General features: G+C 72.0%; 18 protein-coding genes. 11 read left to right on the top strand and 7 right to left on the bottom strand.

The window, feature by feature from the left end; genetic code table 11:
• The first annotated feature begins 1 nt into the window (after position 1).
• The 4 genes from O7634_RS22950 (at position 2) to O7634_RS22935 (ending at position 5,311) form a co-directional block, all read left to right on the top strand.
• On the top strand, positions 2-2,101 hold the full coding sequence (locus tag O7634_RS22950) for an iron ABC transporter permease (RefSeq protein ID WP_347404315.1): 2,100 nt from the start codon (positions 2-4) through the stop codon (positions 2,099-2,101).
• Positions 2,102-2,128: 27 nt separating this feature from the next.
• Positions 2,129-3,034, top strand: coding sequence for a siderophore-interacting protein (locus O7634_RS22945; protein WP_278152186.1), 906 nt, complete (start codon positions 2,129-2,131; stop codon positions 3,032-3,034).
• 274 nt (positions 3,035-3,308) lie between these two features.
• Complete coding sequence (locus O7634_RS22940; protein ID WP_278152185.1) at positions 3,309-4,766, top strand: SDR family NAD(P)-dependent oxidoreductase; 1,458 nt, start codon at positions 3,309-3,311, stop codon at positions 4,764-4,766.
• Positions 4,767-4,834: 68 nt separating this feature from the next.
• Positions 4,835-5,311 carry a heme-degrading domain-containing protein gene (locus O7634_RS22935; protein WP_278152184.1) on the top strand — a complete coding sequence of 159 codons (477 nt, stop codon included), beginning with the start codon at positions 4,835-4,837 and terminating at the stop codon, positions 5,309-5,311.
• Here the strand turns inward: O7634_RS22935 and O7634_RS22930 are convergent.
• Entirely contained in the window at positions 5,308-6,618 is a 1,311-nt protein-coding gene (locus O7634_RS22930) for an FAD-dependent oxidoreductase (RefSeq protein WP_278152183.1), read from the bottom strand. The genes O7634_RS22935 and O7634_RS22930 overlap by 4 nt on opposite strands.
• A 306-nt stretch (positions 6,619-6,924) precedes the next feature.
• Here O7634_RS22930 and O7634_RS22925 point away from each other — a divergent pair, with 306 nt between their 5' ends.
• Complete coding sequence (locus O7634_RS22925; protein ID WP_278152182.1) at positions 6,925-8,298, top strand: serine hydrolase domain-containing protein; 1,374 nt, start codon at positions 6,925-6,927, stop codon at positions 8,296-8,298.
• Positions 8,299-8,335: 37 nt separating this feature from the next.
• Here O7634_RS22925 and O7634_RS22920 read toward each other — a convergent pair whose 3' ends face one another.
• On the bottom strand, positions 8,336-9,562 hold the full coding sequence (locus O7634_RS22920; RefSeq protein WP_278152181.1) for an MFS transporter: 1,227 nt from the start codon (positions 9,560-9,562) through the stop codon (positions 8,336-8,338).
• Positions 9,563-9,603: 41 nt separating this feature from the next.
• Here O7634_RS22920 and O7634_RS22915 point away from each other — a divergent pair, with 41 nt between their 5' ends.
• Together O7634_RS22915 and O7634_RS22910 are read left to right on the top strand one after the other, a co-directional pair.
• A complete protein-coding gene (locus O7634_RS22915) occupies positions 9,604-9,918 on the top strand; it encodes a hypothetical protein (protein WP_278152180.1) in 315 nt (104 codons plus the stop codon).
• A complete protein-coding gene (locus O7634_RS22910; protein ID WP_278152179.1) occupies positions 9,851-10,666 on the top strand; it encodes an ROK family protein in 816 nt (271 codons plus the stop codon). Before O7634_RS22915 ends, O7634_RS22910 begins: the two co-directional genes overlap by 68 nt.
• 83 nt (positions 10,667-10,749) lie before the next feature.
• Here O7634_RS22910 and O7634_RS22905 read toward each other — a convergent pair whose 3' ends face one another.
• Entirely contained in the window at positions 10,750-11,133 is a 384-nt protein-coding gene (locus tag O7634_RS22905) for a MerR family transcriptional regulator (protein WP_278152178.1), read from the bottom strand.
• A 113-nt stretch (positions 11,134-11,246) separates the two neighbouring features.
• Between O7634_RS22905 and O7634_RS22900 the strand changes: the two genes are divergently transcribed.
• A complete protein-coding gene (locus O7634_RS22900; protein WP_278152177.1) occupies positions 11,247-11,951 on the top strand; it encodes an SDR family oxidoreductase in 705 nt (234 codons plus the stop codon).
• Between the two features lie 34 nt (positions 11,952-11,985).
• On the opposite strand, the gene O7634_RS22895 is transcribed toward O7634_RS22900, so the two are convergent.
• Entirely contained in the window at positions 11,986-13,236 is a 1,251-nt protein-coding gene (locus O7634_RS22895) for an Ig-like domain-containing protein (RefSeq protein WP_278152176.1), read from the bottom strand.
• 401 nt (positions 13,237-13,637) lie between these two features.
• Here O7634_RS22895 and O7634_RS22890 point away from each other — a divergent pair, with 401 nt between their 5' ends.
• Positions 13,638-14,774 (top strand): DUF1996 domain-containing protein, encoded by a 1,137-nt coding sequence (locus tag O7634_RS22890; protein WP_278152175.1) that lies wholly within the window; start codon positions 13,638-13,640, stop codon positions 14,772-14,774.
• Between the two features lie 133 nt (positions 14,775-14,907).
• Here O7634_RS22890 and O7634_RS22885 read toward each other — a convergent pair whose 3' ends face one another.
• The 3 genes from O7634_RS22885 to O7634_RS22875 form a co-directional block, all read right to left on the bottom strand.
• Entirely contained in the window at positions 14,908-15,081 is a 174-nt protein-coding gene (locus O7634_RS22885) for a hypothetical protein (protein ID WP_278152174.1), read from the bottom strand.
• Between the two features lie 211 nt (positions 15,082-15,292).
• Positions 15,293-15,472: a hypothetical protein gene (locus tag O7634_RS22880; RefSeq protein WP_278152173.1), complete on the bottom strand. Its 180-nt coding sequence runs from the start codon at positions 15,470-15,472 to the stop codon at positions 15,293-15,295.
• On the bottom strand, positions 15,469-15,675 hold the full coding sequence (locus O7634_RS22875) for a hypothetical protein (RefSeq protein ID WP_278152172.1): 207 nt from the start codon (positions 15,673-15,675) through the stop codon (positions 15,469-15,471). Before O7634_RS22875 ends, O7634_RS22880 begins: the two co-directional genes overlap by 4 nt.
• A gap of 85 nt (positions 15,676-15,760) precedes the next feature.
• Between O7634_RS22875 and O7634_RS22870 the strand changes: the two genes are divergently transcribed.
• Complete coding sequence (locus O7634_RS22870) at positions 15,761-16,888, top strand: helix-turn-helix transcriptional regulator (protein WP_278152171.1); 1,128 nt, start codon at positions 15,761-15,763, stop codon at positions 16,886-16,888.
• Positions 16,885-17,508: an HD domain-containing protein gene (locus O7634_RS22865; RefSeq protein WP_278152170.1), complete on the top strand. Its 624-nt coding sequence runs from the start codon at positions 16,885-16,887 to the stop codon at positions 17,506-17,508. Before O7634_RS22870 ends, O7634_RS22865 begins: the two co-directional genes overlap by 4 nt.
• The last annotated feature ends 48 nt before the right edge of the window (positions 17,509-17,556 follow it).

Below are 17,556 nucleotides of genomic sequence, written 5' to 3'. Positions count from 1 at the left end.
GCTGAACGCACCCCCTCGCCCGGAGCCGGCCACCCGGCCGGCTCCGGGCGGTCGCCCCGCCGTACCCCGGGTCGTCGGAGTGTTCGTCGTCGCGACGGTGCTGCTGATCGTCGTCGGCGCGGTGCACCTCACCCAGGGCACCTCGAACGTCGGCGCCCTCGACCTGCTGCGGCTCGCGACCGGCACCGACGACGAGGCGGCCCGTGTCCTGATCGCCTCCCGGCTGCCCCGGCTCCTCGCCGGGTTGGCCGTCGGTGTCGCCCTCGGGTTCGCCGGAGCGGCGTTGCAGTCGATCGCCCGCAACCCGCTCGCCTCCCCCGACACCCTCGCCGTCAACGCGGGCGCCCACCTGGCGATCGTCGCCGTGGCCGCGTTCGGCGTCTCGCTGCCCGCGCTGCCCGCCGGCGGCCTCGCCTTCGGCGGCGGGCTGGCCGCGGCCGGTCTGGTGCTGGCGATGTCCTCCGGCGGGCAGGCCGGGACCACCCGGCTGGTCCTCGCCGGCTCGGCCACCGCGCTGGCCCTCGGCTCGGTGACCACCCTGCTGCTGCTCCTGTTCGAGCAGGCGACCATCGGCCTCTTCGCGTGGGGCAACGGCTCGCTGGTGCAGAGCGACCTGACCGCGCTCACCCAGCTCGCCCCGGTGATCGTGGGTGCCGCCGTCCTGCTGGTGCTGCTCGGGCACCGCCTCGACATCCTCGCGCTGGGCGACGACACCGCCACGGTGCTCGGCCTGGACGTACGGCGGACCCGGCTCACCGTGCTGCTGCTGTCCGTGCTGCTGTCCGCCGCGGCCGTCACCCTCACCGGACCGGTCGGCTTCGTCGGCCTGTGCGCCCCGGTGATCGTCCGTCTGCTCGCGCCCGTGGTGCCGGGAGTGCACCGGCAGCGCGTCCTGCTGCCGCTGTCCGGCATCGCCGGGGTCGTCATCGTCCTCGGCTCGGACGTGCTGCTGCGCGCCGTGCTGGGCGGTCAGGCCGGTGTCGACATCCCCACCGGTGTGGTCACCACGTCGTTCGGCGCGGCGATCCTCATCTGGCTGGCCCGCCGCCACCGCGACGCCGGCCCCACCCGCCGCCCGCCCGGCGGGCACGCGGCGGTGCGCTCCGCCACCTTCCACCGCGCTGTCGTCGCCACCACCGTCGTCCTCACCGTCGTCGCCGTGACGGTCGGCATGCTCGCCGGTGACACCTGGGTCCTGCTCGGCGACATCGTCAACTGGGTCGACGGCAGCACCGGGCCCGCGTACACCTTCGTGCTGGACCAACGGTGGCCGCGCGTCGCCGCGGCGGTCCTGGCCGGCGCGGCGCTCGCGGTCGCCGGCACCACGGTGCAGGCGGTCTGCCGAAACCCGCTGGCGGAGCCGGGCATCCTCGGCATCACCGCCGGCGCCGGGCTCGGCGCGGTCGCCCTGCTCACCTTCGTGCCGCTGGCCGGGGTGTGGGCGCTCTCCGGCGTCGCCGGCCTCGGCGCGATGCTGGCGTTCGCAGTGGTCTACGGCCTGGCCTGGCGCGGCGGGCTCAGCTCGGACCGGCTGGTGCTGATCGGCTTCGGCGCCTGGCAGGGCGGCATGGCGGTGATCACGTACCTGGTGGTCGCCTTCGACCCGTGGAACACCGGCAAGGCGTTGACCTGGCTGTCCGGCTCCACCTACGGCCGCCTGCCCACGCAGGTGCTTCCGGTGCTGATCGCGCTGCTGGTGCTCACCCCGGCAGTGGTCACCGCCCGACGCGAACTCGACCTGCTGGCGCTGGACGACGACACCCCCCGGGTGCTGGGCGTCCGCTTGGAGCGCACCCGGCTGGTCGCGCTCGGCGCGGCGGCGCTGCTCACCTCCACCGCGGTCTCGGCCGTCGGGGTCGTCGGCTTCGTCGGCCTGGTCGCCCCGCACGCCGCGCGGGCGCTCGTCGGCGGGCGACACTCTCGGGTGCTGCCGGTGGCCGCCCTGCTCGGCGCGGCGCTGGTCAGCCTCGCCGACACCCTCGGGCGGACGGTCATCGCACCGGCCCAGATCCCCGCCGGTCTGGTCACCGCCATGATCGGCGCCCCGTACTTCGTGTGGCTGCTGTGGCGCTCCCGCGCCGTGACCACCAACTCCCGCTAACCGTCGACCCGAGCCGAGAGAGGCACCATGACCGAGACCCTGCCCATCGCCCCGTGGCGCGTGTTCACCGTCACCGTCGCGGCGGTACGCCGACTCAGCCCCTCGTTCACCCGGGTCACCTTCACCGGTGTCGACCTGGACCGCTTCGCCGACAACGGATACGACCAGCGAATCAAGCTGGTGCTGCCGCTGCCCGGTCAGCGCGGGGTGCACCTCGCCGGCGGCGCGGACTGGTATGCGGCCTGGCGGGCCCTGCCGGAGCAGCTGCGCAACCCGGTGCGCACCTACACCGTGCGCGCGGTCCGGCCGCACCTGGCCGAGGTCGACGTCGACCTGGTGCTGCACGGCGACAGCGGTCCGGCGACGCGCTGGGCCCGGCGCGCGAGCGTCGGCGACGAGATCGCCCTCGTCGGCCCGGACAGCGGCTACGACGGCAACCACGGCGGCATCGAGTTCCGGCCGTCGGCGGCGGGCGCTCTGCTGCTGGCCGGGGACGAGACGGCCGTACCGGCGATCGCCGGCATCTGCGCACGACTCCCGCTCGACGCCCGGGGCGCGGTCCTGCTGGAGGTGCCCACCGCCGACGACGTGTTGCCGCTGGTCACGCCGCCCGGCATCGAGGTCCGGTGGCTGCCCCGAGGGAACGACGGGCACGGCAGCCGGCTGGTACCCGCCGTCGCCGCCGCGGCGGAGCGGCTGCTGGCCCCCGACGCGTCCCCGGTCGTCACGTCAGTTCCGGACGTGGACGTGGACAGCGAGATCCTGTGGGAGGTCCCGGACGTGGTGGCTCCGGTGCCGCTGTACGCGTGGCTGGCCGGCGAGGCCGGCGTCATCCGCACCCTGCGTCGGCACCTGGTCGCCGAGCGGGGCCTGGACCGGCGGGCGGTGGCCTTCATGGGTTACTGGCGTCTCGGTCACGCCGACGCCGCCTGAGCACCGCGAGTCGCGCCGCCGCCCCGCCGGCGCCGGCTGACCCCGGTCCCGGCGCCGGCCGACCCCGGTCCCGGCGCCGGCCGACCCCGGCCCCCGGCGCCGGCCGACCCCGGCCCCCGGCGCCGGCCGACCCCGGCCCCCGGCGCCGCGAGCGGCGTCCGGGGGCCGAACGGCGGCGAGGTGCGGCGGGCGCCGCGTGGTGCGTACAGTTTCGGGTCGGACTTGGGGCGGGCCGGCGCGGGCCGGCACGGAATACGGGACGAGACGACGACGCATGACGGTGGACAGCATTACCGAAAACGGTCAGGACGGCATCGACCGGGACCGGCTGGAGGCCTGCCTCAGCGTCTTCGCCGAGCTGGAGTCGCTGCCGTCGGACCACCCCGACGTGGTGCGGGTGCAGCGGGCCACCGCGCGGCTCTACAAGGTGGTCAAGCAGCGGCGGCGCGAGGAGCGACGGGACGCCATCCTCGCCGCCGACCGGGCGGTGACCGAGGCCACCGCCACCGGCGCTCCCGGGCGGATCGACGACGAGACCCAGGGCATTCCCCTCGCGTCCTCCGTCGCGGGCGAGACGGCGGGCTTCCTGCACAACCCGCGCGGCTGCTACGTCTGCAAGCAGCGCTACCGCCAGGTGGACGCCTTCTACCACCAGCTCTGCCCGACCTGCGCCGCGCTGAACCGGGAACGCCGCGACGCCCGTACCGACCTGACCGGTCGGCGGGCGCTGCTCACCGGCGGCCGGGCCAAGATCGGCATGTACATCGCGCTGCGGCTGCTGCGCGACGGCGCGCACACGACGGTGACGACGCGCTTCCCGCACGACGCGGTCCGCCGGTTCGCCGCCATGCCGGACAGCGCCGACTGGCTGCACCGCCTGCGCGTCGTCGGGATCGACCTGCGCGACCCCGCCCAGGTGATCGCCCTCGCCGACTCGGTCAGCAGCCAGGGCCCGCTCGACATCCTGATCAACAACGCGGCGCAGACGGTCCGCCGCTCCCCCGGGGCGTACGCCCACCTCGTCGCCGCCGAGGCCGCGGCCCTGCCGGACGGCCCGCTGCCGGAGCTGATCACGTTCACCAAGCCGGACGGGCAGGGCGGCGCGGTGGGCAGCCTCACCGCCGGGGCGTCGTCCACGCTGAGTCCGCACGCGCTGACCGCGCTGGCGCTCACCAGTGGCTCCGCCTCCCCGGAACGCATCGCCGCGTCCACCGCCATCGACGCCGGCGGGCTGGTGCCGGATCTCGACTCGGTCAACAGTTGGGTCCAGCGGGTGCACGAGGTCGACCCGGTCGAGCTGCTCGAAGTGCAGTTGTGCAACGTCACCGCGCCGTTCGTCCTGGTCAGCCGGCTGCGCCCGGCGATGGCCGCCGCGCCGGCCCGGCGCAAGTACGTGGTGAACGTCTCGGCGATGGAGGGGCAGTTCGGGCGCGGCTACAAGGGACCGGGACACCCGCACACCAACATGGCCAAGGCGGCGTTGAACATGCTGACCCGGACCAGCGCCGAGGAGATGCTCACCGACGGCATCCTGATGACGAGCGTGGACACCGGTTGGATCACCGACGAGCGTCCGCACCCGACGAAGATGCGCCTGGCCGACGAGGGTTTCCACGCCCCGCTGGACCTGGTCGACGGCGCGGCGCGGGTGTACGACCCGATCGTCCGCGGCGAGCGGGGCGAGGACGTGTACGGCTGCTTCCTGAAGGACTACGCGCCCTGCGCCTGGTGACCGCCAGGACGACTGCCGGCCGCCCGTGCCGGCGACTGTCCATTGACCGCAACGACGAGGAGAAGAACATGTCAGCTGACAGTGCCGCCTGGCCGACGCTTGACGAGCTGTCCCGCGAGGAGGACGAGCTGGAGCTCGCCGGCCTGTCCGAGACGGACGCATACGAGCTGGGGATGCTCGCCGTCGCCGCCGCGCGCGAGCAGCGGTTGCCGGTGTCGGTCGGGGTGTGGCGGGCCGGACGCCAGCTGTTCCACTGCGGCCTGCCCGGGTCGACCGCCGACAACGACGCCTGGCTGCGCCGCAAGGGGCGGGTGGTGATGCGGTTCGAGCGCTCGTCGCTCTACATGGCCCGGCTCTGCCAGGACAAGCAGGTCACGTTGGCCGAGCGGTACGGTCTGCCGGCCGAACGGTACGCGGCGGCCGGTGGCGCGCTGCCCCTGCGCGTGCGCGGCACCGGCGTGGTGGGCTGGGTCGGTGTCTCCGGGCTGCCGCAACTGGACGACCACCGCTTCGTCGTCGACATCCTGCGCAAGCTTCCCCGCTAGCGGCCGGCGCGTCGGTTGGCGCGCAGCGCGGCCAGCACCACCCCGGGCCGGGCGAGTGTGCTCGGATGCTCCAGCATCGAGACGACGTCGTTGAACCGGCGGGCGGTCGCCACGTCGGTGACCGTCGCGGTGATGATCTGCCGGCTGGCCCAGCTGGAGAGCCGATAACCGCGCGGGTAGGGCCCGTCGACGTGCGGCAACGCCAGGTCCGCCGAGGTCGAGATCGACCAGGCGGCGTCGACGACGACCTTCTGCGCCGCGAGGAAGTCACGCGCGGGCGCCCGCAGGTCCGGACCGGAGCGCAGGTACGTCGACAGGCAGGCGGCGTGCAGGGCCGCCGCGGTCATCCCCTGCCCGTACACCGGGTTGAAGGACGCGACCGCGTCCCCGACGCTGAGCAGGCCCGCGGGGAAGCGGCGCAGCGCGTGATAGTCGCGCCGCCGGCTGTCGGCGTGGTGGTAGGTCTGGACCTCGCCGAGCATCTCCTGGTCGGCGAGCTCGCCGAACTCCGGCGGGAACTGCTCGCGCAGGCGGCGGACGAAGTCGTCGGCGGTCCGCCCCGGCCGGTTGTCCCCGTAGCCGGCCATCATGGCCATCCACTGGCCGTCCTCGATGGCGAAGAACGCGGCGCCGGCCACGTCGACGCCGGAGCGCGGGGTGTGCAGGGCCAGCACGACAGTCGGCTCCGGGGCGACTGCCGGTCGCCGGAACAGCGCTGTCGCGTAGTTCAGGTGCACTGTCATCCGACGGGTGACCGGCCGCTCCCAGCCGGCCTGTTCCAGCCAGTCCGAGAGCCTGCTCGACCGCCCCATGGCGTCGACCACGAGGTCGCCGTTCTCGACGCCGGGCACCCCGCCGACGTCGCAGCGGACCCCGGTGACTGTGGAGCCGTCGAGCACCAGGCCGGTGGCGCGGGCGGTGACCGTCTTGACGTTGGGCAGCCGGAGGACCTGCTGACGGATCACCCCCTCCAGCAGCGGGCGGCTGCCCGCCAGGCTGTGGTCGTCGTCTGGGACGACGACCTTCAGGTGACCGTCGAGATAGTTGCGCCGGGCCGTCGGCGGCGCCTCGATCGCGCCGCGCGCGAGGGCCTCGGCGCGAAATCCCGGGAACAGGCTCTCCAACTGGAAGAGGCCACCGGGCAGCAGAGCGTGCAGCTGGGTGCCCTGGGGTACGCCGGGCCGCGTTCCGGTCACCTGCGGGTCGTCGCGGTCGATGATGACGACGGTGTCGGCGTGGTCGGACAGCACCCGGGCGGCCAGCAGACCCGCCACACTGCCCCCCACCACGACGGCCGTGCCCAGCACGGGGGAAGGCTGGGCCGGGGGCCGAACCGCGTTCAGCTCCGCGAAGACCCGGGCCGGGGAAAGGGACATCATGCTCTCCAGAGGGATACGAGATGTGGAGTCCTTCCCCGTGTCGGCCCACGATCGGTGCGCGGGCAGACCGGTGGACGGTCGATCGGAATGACGCCCGCCGATCGTCGCACAACCGGCTGAAGGCCAACCGAATGTGTCCGCCAGATGACCACCCGTCGGACGATGGGATGAACGCCCCGGCTTTTCGGGCGGGCCGGTTGGCGGTTGCCGGAGTCGGCTGTCACGATCTCCGGCATGTCCCTCGCGCGTCGTACCCTGCTCGGTGCCGGCCTGGCCGCAGCGACCTCCGCTCTGACCGGCTGCGGCGTCAGGGGCGGGCCCGACCCGGCCGGCGCCGGCGAGGCGGCGGCCGCGGCCGAGGCGGGGAACCGGGCCGGGTTCGGCGCGGCTCCGACCCGCCGGCCGCCGCCCGGCGCGCCGACCACCACAGCGCCCCCGGCCGGTGACCCGTTGGCCGGTCAGGCCGACTACGCGCAGGACGTGACGGCGCTGCTCCGGCAGCACCTGCCGGCCACGCCGCAGACCCTTCAGCACAAGGGCTTCCCCGGCGCTGTCGCTGTCGTCCTCGTCGACGGGCGGCGGACCGTGCACACCGCCGTCGGGGAGGCGCTGCGCTACGGCGCGGGCCCGAAGCTGCTTCCGACCGGTCAGCGCGTCGCCACTCGCCCCGACTCCGTCTTCGACCTCGCCTCGGTCACCAAGGTCTACACGGCGATCCTGCTGTTGCAGCAGGTCGACAAGGGCCGTGTCGACCTCGCCGCCCCGGTGCGTAACTACCTGCCCGGCTTCACCGGCACGGGCAAGGAGAAGGTCACCGTGGAGATGCTGCTCACCCACACCAGCGGTCTCCCGGTCGGCGCGAAGGTCACCGGCCTGCCCGACAACGCGGCCCGCTGGAACGCCGTGCTCACCACGCCGCTGGTCTCCGGCGCCGTGCCGGGAAACACGTTCCGCTATTCGAGCGTGGGGCTGATGGTCGCTGGCAAGATCGTCGAGAAGGTCACCGGTCAGCGGCTCGACAGCGCGCTCAAGCGCAACCTGACCGGTCCGCTCGGCCTGCGGGACACCGGCTTCAACCCCACCGGCTGGATGTCGGCCAGCACGCAGGCCACGCGCCTGGCCGCCACCGACGCCCGCTCGTCTCGGGGACTGTTGCGGGGCGTCGTCCACGACGACGTCGCCAACCACCTCGGCGGCATCGCCGGTCACGCCGGGATCTTCGCCAGCGCCATGGACCTCGCGGTCATCGGTCAGATGCTGCTCAACGAGGGCACCCACCAGGGCAAGCGCGTCCTCGCCGCGGCGACGGTGCGCCGGATGCTCACCGACCACAACGTCGGCAAGCCGGCCATCGACCCCGAGCGGCCCAACCGTACGGCAGCGCACGGCCTCGGCGTCGTGCTCAACCAGACCTGGTTCATGGGACGGCTCGCCTCCCCCCGGACGTTCGGCCACACCGGGTTCGCCGGACCGTCGTTGCTTGTCGCCCCCGACCGCAGGCTCGTGCTGGCCCTGCTCACCAACCGCGCGCACCCGAACTGGAGTTGGTCGGACCCGGACCCGGTCCGGGCCGCCGTCGGCGACCTGCTCGCCAAGGAGGTCAACTGACCGCACGCCTGCGGAGTGTGCCGGCGAGCCGGCCGGGTCAGGTCGCGACGGTGGCCGGGACCCGCTCGGGCGCACGCCGTGCGGTGGCGAAGCTGACCAGCCCCACTGCCAGCCCGACGACCGCCAGGACCAGGCCGACCCAGGCCGGCGCGAGGTAGCCCAGCCCGGCCGCGATGACCACGCTGCCCAGGGCGGCGCCCAGGCTGTTCGCGATGTTCATGGCCGACTGGTTGAGCGCCGCGCCCATGAGTTGCGCCCCCGGCGCGACGGTGATCAGGCGCGCCTGCAGGACCGGGCCGAGGTAGAGGCTCGTCGCACCGACCAGGAACGCGCCCACGAACAGGCCGACGCCGGTCGACGCCACCAGGCCGAAGGCGGCGATGCTCATGATCATCGCCAGGAAACCGATGACCATGCTGCGGTGCAGGTCGCGGTCCGCGAACCAGCCGCCCAGCGCGTTGCCGACGGTCATGCCGAGACCCACCGCGACCAGGACCCACGGCACCGTGGCCGCGGAGAGGCCGGCGACGTCGGTGGTCACCGGCGCGATGTAGCTGTCCACAGCGAAGAACCCGGCGAAGCCGATCGCCCCGGTCGCGGCGACCAGCCAGACCTGGGAGGTCCGCAGCGCCCGCAACTCGGCGGCCGGCGACCCGTCGACCGCCGCCGCGACCTCCGGGACGACCGCCAGCACCGCCAGCAGGGTGAGCAGGAAGACGCCGGCGATGACCAGGTACGCGACCCGCCAACCGGCCGCCTGCCCGAGCCGGGTGATGAGGGGTACGCCGACCACGTTGCTCACCGTCAGGCCGCTGAGCACTGTGGCGAAGCCCCGCGCCTCGTTGCCGGGGCCCCACAGGGTGGCGGCGAGCAGCCCGGCCGCGCCGAAGTACGCGCCGTGCGGCAGCGCGGCGGCGAACCGCGCCACCAGCACCAGCTCGAAGGTGGAGGCGACAGCGGACGCGACGGTGCCGACGGCGAAGAGCACGAGCAGCCCCAGCACCAGCTTCTTGCGGGGCATCCGCGCGCTCAGCGCGGCGATCAGGGGTGCGCCCACGACCACACCGAGCGCGTACGCGGTGATCATCCAACCCGCGCTGGCGACCGCGTCCGAGGACGACCGGGCGTACTCCGGCGCGAGCAGATCGCGGGCGATCTCGGGCAACAGGCCCATCGCCACGAACTCGGTCAGGCCGACAGCGACGCCGCCCAGTGCCAGGGCGACCAATGCCGCCACCCGTCGACCAGTGCTCAACTCGATCACCGAGAAAATTTAGCAACAGCGTTGCGTAATAGGGTGGTGAGATGACCCGCGTCACTGCCGACGTCACCTTCCTCCGCGACTACAACCAGGCCCTGGTCATGGCCGTCGGGCGGACCGTTCGCACGTTCGAGCGGTCGACAGTGGTGGAGGCCACCGGGCTGACCCCGCAGGCGGTCTCCAAGGTCATCGCCCGGCTGAGCGCCGACGGCCTGATCCGTCCCACCGGTGTCCGGCGTCCCGGCATCGGCAAGCCCGCTGTCGTCTACGAACTCGTGGGCCCGGCGCACGTTGCGGCTGGTCCTGGTCGACCTGGCCGGCACCGTGCACGAGTCGGCCGTCAGCCCCCTGCCCGGTGACTTCACACCGGAGCAGCTCCTCGACGCCCTGAGCGCCGGCATCGCCGCGCTGACCGGCATCGGTGACCTGCGGGACCGGCTCACCGGGGTGGGCATCGGCATGATCGGCCCACTGGACCACGCCCACGGCCTGGTGCGGGACGCCCACGGCCTGCGGCACTGGCACGACGTACCGCTGCGCGAGATCGCAGAGAAGCACCTGGGCCTGCCCGTCCACCTCGACAAGGACGTGACCGCCGGCATCACCGCCGAAGCCTGGCGCCACGGCGCCACGTTCGGTGACGCGGCCCTCATCATGGTCGAGTCCGGCATCGGGGGCGGCTTCTGGCTGGGCGGCACCGCCCACCGGGGCGCGCACACCAACGCGGGCGAGTTCGGCCACACCGTCGTCGACCTGGACGGACCCCTCTGTGTCTGCGGTCGCCACGGATGCCTGGAGATCGTCCATCACCACGCCGCCGAGGCCGGTGACCTGGCCCGGGCCGCCCGGGTGCTGGCGGTGGGGGTCGTCAACCTGCTGCAGACCCTCGACCTGGCCCACGTGGTGCTGGCGGGCGCGGACCTGCTGCGCCATTCGCAGACCTACCTCGCGGCCGCCGTCGAGGCCGTCCGGGCGGACAGCCGACGCGCCGACTGGCTCACCACGAAGGTGGCACTGTCCAGCCTCGGCGCGGACGTGATCGCGGCGGGCGCCGCCATGCAGGTCCTCGACCGGCACTACGGCATCCCGGAACTCGCCCCGATCTGAGCGCCGGCCGTCGCGGCACTGTCGGGCACCGCGGCCGGCGCGGGACGTCTGCCACCGTCGGACGGGACGCCCGGCACAGGCCGCTACCCGACGAGCGCGGCGGACTCCACGTGGGTGCACCCGTTGTCGGGGCTCTCGCTGAGGGCGATGACCGCGTCGAGCCGGTTCCGCGCGTCGCGGAGGTGGTTGATCTGCTCGTCGATGCGGGCCAGTTCGGCGCGCAGCAGCGCCCGGGACTCCGGTGTGTTGACCTTCGCGTCGACACAGGGCAACAGGTCCAGGATGGTGCGGCTGGACAGGCCGGCCGCGTACAACGTCTGGATCAGGTGCACCCGCTCGACCGCGCTGTCGCCGTAGTGGCGCTGCCCGCCACTGCTGCGGGTGGCGGTCAGCAGGCCCTGCTCCTCGTAGTAGCGCAGCGCGCGCACCGACACCCCGGTCGTCGTGGCGAGCTCGCCGATACGCATGGATCCTCCCCCGGTCGGTGACCCCTGCCACACGACCTTGTCCCTCACGTTCACGTCAGGTTTTAGCGTAGCCCGCGTACCGCTCGTCCCCGCTTTTCAGGAGGCACCACATCATGCAGATCAACGGTTCGATCGCATTGGTCACCGGGGCCAACCGTGGCATCGGCCGGCACTTCCTAAGGCAGTTGGTGGAGCGCGGAGCGGCAAAGGTGTACGCCACCGCGCGCAACCCCGAGCAGATCGACATTCCCGGTGTCGAGAAGCTCCGGCTGGACATCACCGACGCGCGGTCGGTCGAGGCGGCGGCCGCCGTCGCCACCGACGTCAGCCTGCTCGTCAACAACGCCGGGATCACCACCTCCACCAACCTGGTCACCGGGGACCTCGGCAAGATCCGGTCCGAGCTCGACACGCACTTCTGGGGGACCCTGAGCATGGTCCGGGCGTTCGCGCCGGTGCTGGGCGCGAACGGTGGCGGGGCGATCCTCAACGTCCTGTCGGCGTTGTCCTGGTTCTCCCACGACGGGGCCAACGCCTACGGCGTGGCGAAGGCGGCCGAGTGGAGCCTGACCAACGGCATCCGGCTGGAACTCGCCGGCCAGGGGACCCTGGTGACCGGCCTGCACCTGGGCGCCGCCGACACCGACATGATGGCCCACTACGACGGCGACAAGATGGACCCCGCCGACGTCGTCCGCGCCGCGCTCGACGGCATCGAGGCCGGTCGGATCGAGGTCCTGGCCGACGAGTGGAGCGCGCTGGTCAAGGCGTCCCTCGCCAGCGATCCGAGCGCCTTCTACACCAGCATCGGGCGGTAGGTCGGCCCGCCAGGCCACGCGGCATGCGTGCCGGTCAGCCGCCCGTGGCGGGCGGCACCGGCGTGGGCGACGGCCGGGGGTGCGGCGCCGCCGCGGCGAGATCCGGGGGTACGGGCAGCGCGCTGCCCCGGACGAAGCGGTCCCAACTGGTGTTCCAGGCCGTCCAGCCGTTGCCCTGCTCCAGCCGGACCTCGGTGCCGGTGAAGGTCACCAGGTCACCAACCTGGGTGATGCCCATCAACCAGTCGGCGGCAGCGGGCGAGATGTTCGTGCACCCGTGTGAGACGTTGCGGCGTCCCTGATCCGCCACCGACCAGGGCGCGCCGTGGATGAACTCGCCACCCCAGGTGAGCCGTTGCGCGTCCTGGACCGTCACCACGTAGCCGCCGTTCGGCTCGCCGCGCGTGTCGAACGTGGTGCGCTGGTACTTCTCCATGATCACCATCTTGCCGCTGGACGTCGGTGTGCTCGGCTTGCCCAGGCTGACCGGGATGGTGCGGATCAGCCTGCCGTCGCGCAGCACACGCATCCGCTTGGTGGCGTTGTCGACCTCGATCGCCACCTGCCGCCCGATCCTGGAGGTCGCGACGCGGTCGGCGTCACCGACCCGGTCCGTGCCGATCGGCAGACCCTCCAGGCCGGCCCGGACGCTGATGGTCGTGCCCGGCCGCCAGAAGTCGGGGGCGCGGTAGGAGACCTGGCTACCGTCGTCCAGCCAGGACCACACCCCCGGCTGCGGCGGGCTCGTCGTGACGAACAACCGGCGCTGCACGTCGGCGCGGGCCGCCTTCGCGATGGGCGGGTCGAATCCGATGGTCACCGGCATGGCGGTGCCGTACGTGCGCTTGTCGGCGAAGTACAGGGTGCTGCTCACCTGCGGCTTGGTCGATGCCGCCATGGTGGTGAAGGTCGTGGTGCGGGTGGTGGTCCTCCCGGAGTCACCGGCGGCGGTCACCCGCACCGTGTAGGTGCGCTGCGGCCGTAGCGGAGCGGTCGGCACCCAGGCCGAGCCGTCCTCCCGTCGCGTCGTTCTGACCGGCGTCCCCTCGTCGTCGGTGATCCGCACGGCGGTGATCGTCCCGCCCGTGACGAGCGGGACGACCTCGGCGCTGAGCGGGACGTCCCGGGACCGGTCCGCGGGCGTGAGGGTCAGCTCCGGCGGCGGCGCCTCCCGCTCGGTGGGCGGCGCGGCGATGTCCCGCTGGGCGGGCTGCCGCCCGGTGGTGCACCCACCCAGGAGCAGCGCCATCACCGCCACGAGCGCCATTCGCCTTCGCAACCCCATCGACCGCCCCCGGCTCTCCCGTTTTCCGTGGCCGCAATTCTCTCCACGCCGGTGACTTCTCGCGCTGTTTCCGGAAATCACGAAGCGAAGGGGGGAACCGTCGGGTCGGCGTCGTACGCCTGGCGGGCCGGGCGGGGCACCGCAGCTCGCCCCGACGTGGGATGCTGCCAGCTCAGCGCAGACCGCGGGACAGCCGATCGGCCACGCGCGACGGCGGAGCGCCGCCGAAGCCCAGGATTACAGTTTTTTCCGGAACCGATATCCAATCGACAGAATTGGTGGCGCGCACAGTCGACCGGGCAATAGCGGAGCGATATTTAAGGCAGATTTAATCGTTCCCACCGGATAGCCGCAGGGGGTCGGCTCGTACTCTTCCCTCTCGGAAGAAAGGTGCACCCTCGTTGATTAATCTGCGTACCACCCCTCGACACCGGCACGCCCTGACCGCCCTGCTGGTGGTGGGTTTGGCGTTCGCCGGCGGTTGCAAGGAGGCGCCGGGAACCCCCGGCGCGTCCAGCCCTTCCAGCGACACCGGCATCGGCTCGTCCGGCCCTCAGGCGCCGACGACCGTCGCACCGGGCGACGCGGCGGCCACGCCGAGCACCCCGGGCACCTCGACCAGCCCGTCCGCTCCGGCCAAGCCGGGCACCCCGTCGACGAGCGCCGCCCCGCCGACCGCGTCGGGTGGCTGGATCACCATCGACGCCGCCGCGCAGGCCGCCGCGACGAGGGCGTTCTTCGCCCGCAAGCCCAAGCCGGTAACCGGGAACCCGGTCAAGGTTCCGGAGTTCAACGTCGGCTGCACCGTCAGCCACCACAACAGCGAGGACCCGATCGTCCTGCCCAAGCTGGTCGGCGGCTCGCACAACCACACCTTCTGGGGCAACAGGTCGACCGACGCGAACTCGACAGCCGGATCGCTGCGGGCGTCGAAGGCGACCACCTGCAACTCGCCGGACGACCAGTCCGCCTACTGGGTGCCGACGATGTACCAGAACGGCAAGGTCGTGGACCCGAAGGAGGTGACCGTCTACTACGGATCCCGGTTGAAGGACCCGAGCAAGACCCAACCCTTCCCGTTCGGCCTACGGATGATCACCGGCAACGCGAAGAACCAGGTGGACACCCCGGACAAGCAGGGCAACCACTTCTGGTGCGCCGGCATCGGCGGCGAGGTCGGCCGCAGCGCCGACAGGACCTTCCCGGTCTGCGCGAAGACCGCCCACATCGTCCGGCAGATCACCTTCCCGGACTGCTGGGACGGCAAGCACCTGGACAGCCCCGACCACAAGGCGCACATGGCGAACGGCGACCACACCGGCGCCTGCCCGAAGAGCCACCCGGTGCCCGTCCCGTCGGTGTCCTTCGTGATCTCCTACCCGTTGAGCGCGAACACCGACGGCATCACCCTCGCGTCCGGCACCTCGTTCTCCATGCACGCGGACTTCTTCAACGCCTGGAAGGACGAGGCGCTCGCCGCACGGGTACGCAACTGCCTCGACCAGGGCGTGAAGTGCGACTCCGCCGGTAACTTCTAGGCAACGGCGGCCGGTCTGAGCTGGCCCACGGTTCGCCGCGGGCCGGTGATCGACACGTGGCGAGGTCTCCGGTGGACGGCTCAGCACCGCAGGAATCGGAGACCGGAGACCTCGCGTAGTCGGAGGTCTGGCCTCAGACGAGACGCTGGATCCGCACCTTCGGGGGCACGTTTCTCAGATGTCCCTGCTTGTGTTGGCGGACCTGCTCGTCCCAGACCTCTTGGTCGTAGTCAGGATCTGGCGGGATCCACCTGTGGGAGCCGTCGCTGTAGTGGAACTTCTCGTCGCCGGACCGCAGGATGCTCACCGTAGCCAGCCAAGGAAGCGTCTGTGCAACGTCCCCGCCGGCACCCAGGTCAGGTCTTCGGAGGCCCGCACCAACTGGGCACCCAGGTAGAGAGCCAGGGAGAGCGGAGCGTCGTCGAACTCCGCACGTAGCTCGCGCTGCCGCGTGCGGCAGGGCCAGGGCGCATCGCAACCGCCGCAACTCCAGATCGGCAGCACCGGGCCATGCGTGGTCATGCGCGGCCTCCGAGGAGCGCCGCCGTCAGGTAGCGCGCCTGCCGGCTCGTCGCCCAGCCCACCTGCCAGCACAGGTACGGCGTGAAGTGCGCCCACCATGCCCGGTAGCCGTCGCGCAGACCGTCCTTGGCCGGCAGATGCACGACACGGATCCGCCGCCTCGCTTGGTTGCTCACTGCTCCTCCTCGGCGGGCCAGTGCCCCCGATTGATCGGGATGCGGTGCCGGCTACGGCAGGGCAGGTCGGCCCCGCAGCGACAGATCCACCTCCACTTCGGCCACGACCAGGTCGGGCGGTGTCGCCGCGCCAGGGTCATCGCGACGGCGATCAGATACTGGTCGTAGGTGACACGTCGCCATGGCGGTGTTCCGTTCCGCATCGCTGGCTCCTCCACCGCGCAGCGCTGCCACAGCACCCGTTCTCACGGGCGGAACGTCGACCACGGGTCAATGTAGGGATGGCGTATGAGGGGTCGCGGACGGTCAACGCCACATCGCGGCGAGATAATTGGCTACCTGTTGAAGCTGATCCGGGAATCCATCCCGCTCACGCAGGAGCAGCTTGCCGTCGACCTGGAGGTCGATCGCGTAACCGTGCAGAGCTGGGAATCCGGGCGCCGGCCATTCACCGCGGTACCGCTCGGGCAGGCGATCGCCGTCCGACGCCGGCTCGGGCGGCTCGGCGCGAACACCCTCCTACTCACAGCACTCGACGACGCCGCCGAGGCGGATCTCATCCTCGCTGCCGTCCTGCAAGAACATGTGGACCGCTGCGACATCGCCGAACAGCCGCTGGGGTGGTCCGTACTCACCCACCGTCTGACCGACCTGATCCTCTGGGCCGTGCTCGGGCAGACGCCGACATTCACCAGAGGGCTACCCATCGCTCATGCCCGCCGAGGCCCAGTCGCGTCCGGGCCAACCCTGCCCGTCGACGAGCAATATGCGTTCTTCGCTCACCTGCACGTGCTCGCCAATCGTGCCGCAACCGGACGGTATCGGAACGTGCTGCTGCACCGGCAAGCCTGCTTCCTCGCCGGCATGGACCCCACCAAGGCAGCAGCAGGTTGGCTCACCCAGACCACCGCCCGAGCACACCGCACGACCACCTTTCGCACCTGGTCACCGCTGTGGCCCGACGCCCGCTCCGTCGTCACCTCCCTCGCCAACCAAGGGGACCCGGAACCGTTACGCAACTTCATCGCCCGCGCACATCCCGACGACGCCTGCGAGCGGGCGGCTCTCAACTACTCGGCCTACTGGGTGGGCGAGATCCCGTACCGCCACCGCGACGACTCCTTCATGCCCGACGCGCTCGCTGACTGGCACGGCTCAACCCTTCTTCGGCACCTGGTCCATCGCCTCGAACCAGGGCATCCCTTCGTCGACCTCAATGTCCACAACGTCTGGGCTCTGCTGGCCGCACGACGCAATCTCGCCCTCGACAACCCCGCCGCGGCTCGGGCGCTCCTCGACCGCAGCGTCCCGCTCCTGGACGGTGACCGGATCTCCGCGCAGTCGCGGCAGGAACTAACCTCTATCGTCTACCGCCTGCGGGCGGACGGACTCACCGGCACAGGGACGGGCAGATGACCGACGACCACGACGCCGCCGGAGCGATGAGCTTCATCTTCGAAGCTGGCGTCCTCAAACGCGCCGCCCGCACCGGCTGGTGGTTCGCCGGCGTCAAGCACCCCGAATCCATCGCCGAACACTCCTTCCGGACCGCGCTCATCGGAATGATGCTCGCCGCCATGGAAGGCGCCGATCCAGCCCGAGTGTCGATGCTCTGCACCCTGCACGACACCCAGGAAACCCGAATCACCGACATCCCCCACATCGCCAAGCGCTATCTCACCGCCGTACCAAACACCGCCGTCACCGCCGACCAGGTTGCCGCCTGTCCCCCAGCCGTCGCCGAAGCCATCACCGCCGCAGTCGCCGAATACGAAGCCGGCGAGACACCAGAAGCTGTCGTCGCCCGCGACGCTGACAAACTGGAATGCCTCGTTCAAGCCGTCGAATACCGCCACCAGGGCATCGACAACGTGCAGCGCTGGATCGACAGTTCACGAGCAGCACTCAAGACCGCCAGCGCCCACCGCCTCGCCGACGCCGCCCTTACCGGACAACCACTCGCCTGGCTCACACCCCCGCCACGGTTGGCGGACCAGCCGGCCCACACGGGCTCATCGTCACCAGGCTCCGACTAGCGACCTGTAACACGATCCGGGATGCTTCCGACGCCGGCACCAACCACG

This window comes from Micromonospora sp. WMMD1120 (genome assembly GCF_029626235.1).
In the GTDB taxonomy this organism is placed as follows: Bacteria; Actinomycetota; Actinomycetes; order Mycobacteriales; family Micromonosporaceae; genus Micromonospora.
Note: the sequence above shows the minus strand (reverse complement) of the source record. Positions and strands in the feature narration are given on the sequence as shown.

Coding starts and splice junctions, on each gene's coding strand:
- O7634_RS22945 (WP_278152186.1), top strand. CDS start 2,129: ATGACCGAGACCCTGCCCATCGCCCCGTGGCGCGTGTTCACCGTCACC.
- O7634_RS22940 (WP_278152185.1), top strand. CDS start 3,309: ATGACGGTGGACAGCATTACCGAAAACGGTCAGGACGGCATCGACCGG.
- O7634_RS22935 (WP_278152184.1), top strand. CDS start 4,835: ATGTCAGCTGACAGTGCCGCCTGGCCGACGCTTGACGAGCTGTCCCGC.
- O7634_RS22925 (WP_278152182.1), top strand. CDS start 6,925: ATGTCCCTCGCGCGTCGTACCCTGCTCGGTGCCGGCCTGGCCGCAGCG.
- O7634_RS22915 (WP_278152180.1), top strand. CDS start 9,604: ATGACCCGCGTCACTGCCGACGTCACCTTCCTCCGCGACTACAACCAG.
- O7634_RS22905 (WP_278152178.1), bottom strand. CDS start 11,133: ATGCGTATCGGCGAGCTCGCCACGACGACCGGGGTGTCGGTGCGCGCG.
- O7634_RS22900 (WP_278152177.1), top strand. CDS start 11,247: ATGCAGATCAACGGTTCGATCGCATTGGTCACCGGGGCCAACCGTGGC.
- O7634_RS22895 (WP_278152176.1), bottom strand. CDS start 13,236: ATGGGGTTGCGAAGGCGAATGGCGCTCGTGGCGGTGATGGCGCTGCTC.
- O7634_RS22875 (WP_278152172.1), bottom strand. CDS start 15,675: ATGCGGAACGGAACACCGCCATGGCGACGTGTCACCTACGACCAGTAT.
- O7634_RS22870 (WP_278152171.1), top strand. CDS start 15,761: ATGAGGGGTCGCGGACGGTCAACGCCACATCGCGGCGAGATAATTGGC.
- O7634_RS22865 (WP_278152170.1), top strand. CDS start 16,885: ATGACCGACGACCACGACGCCGCCGGAGCGATGAGCTTCATCTTCGAA.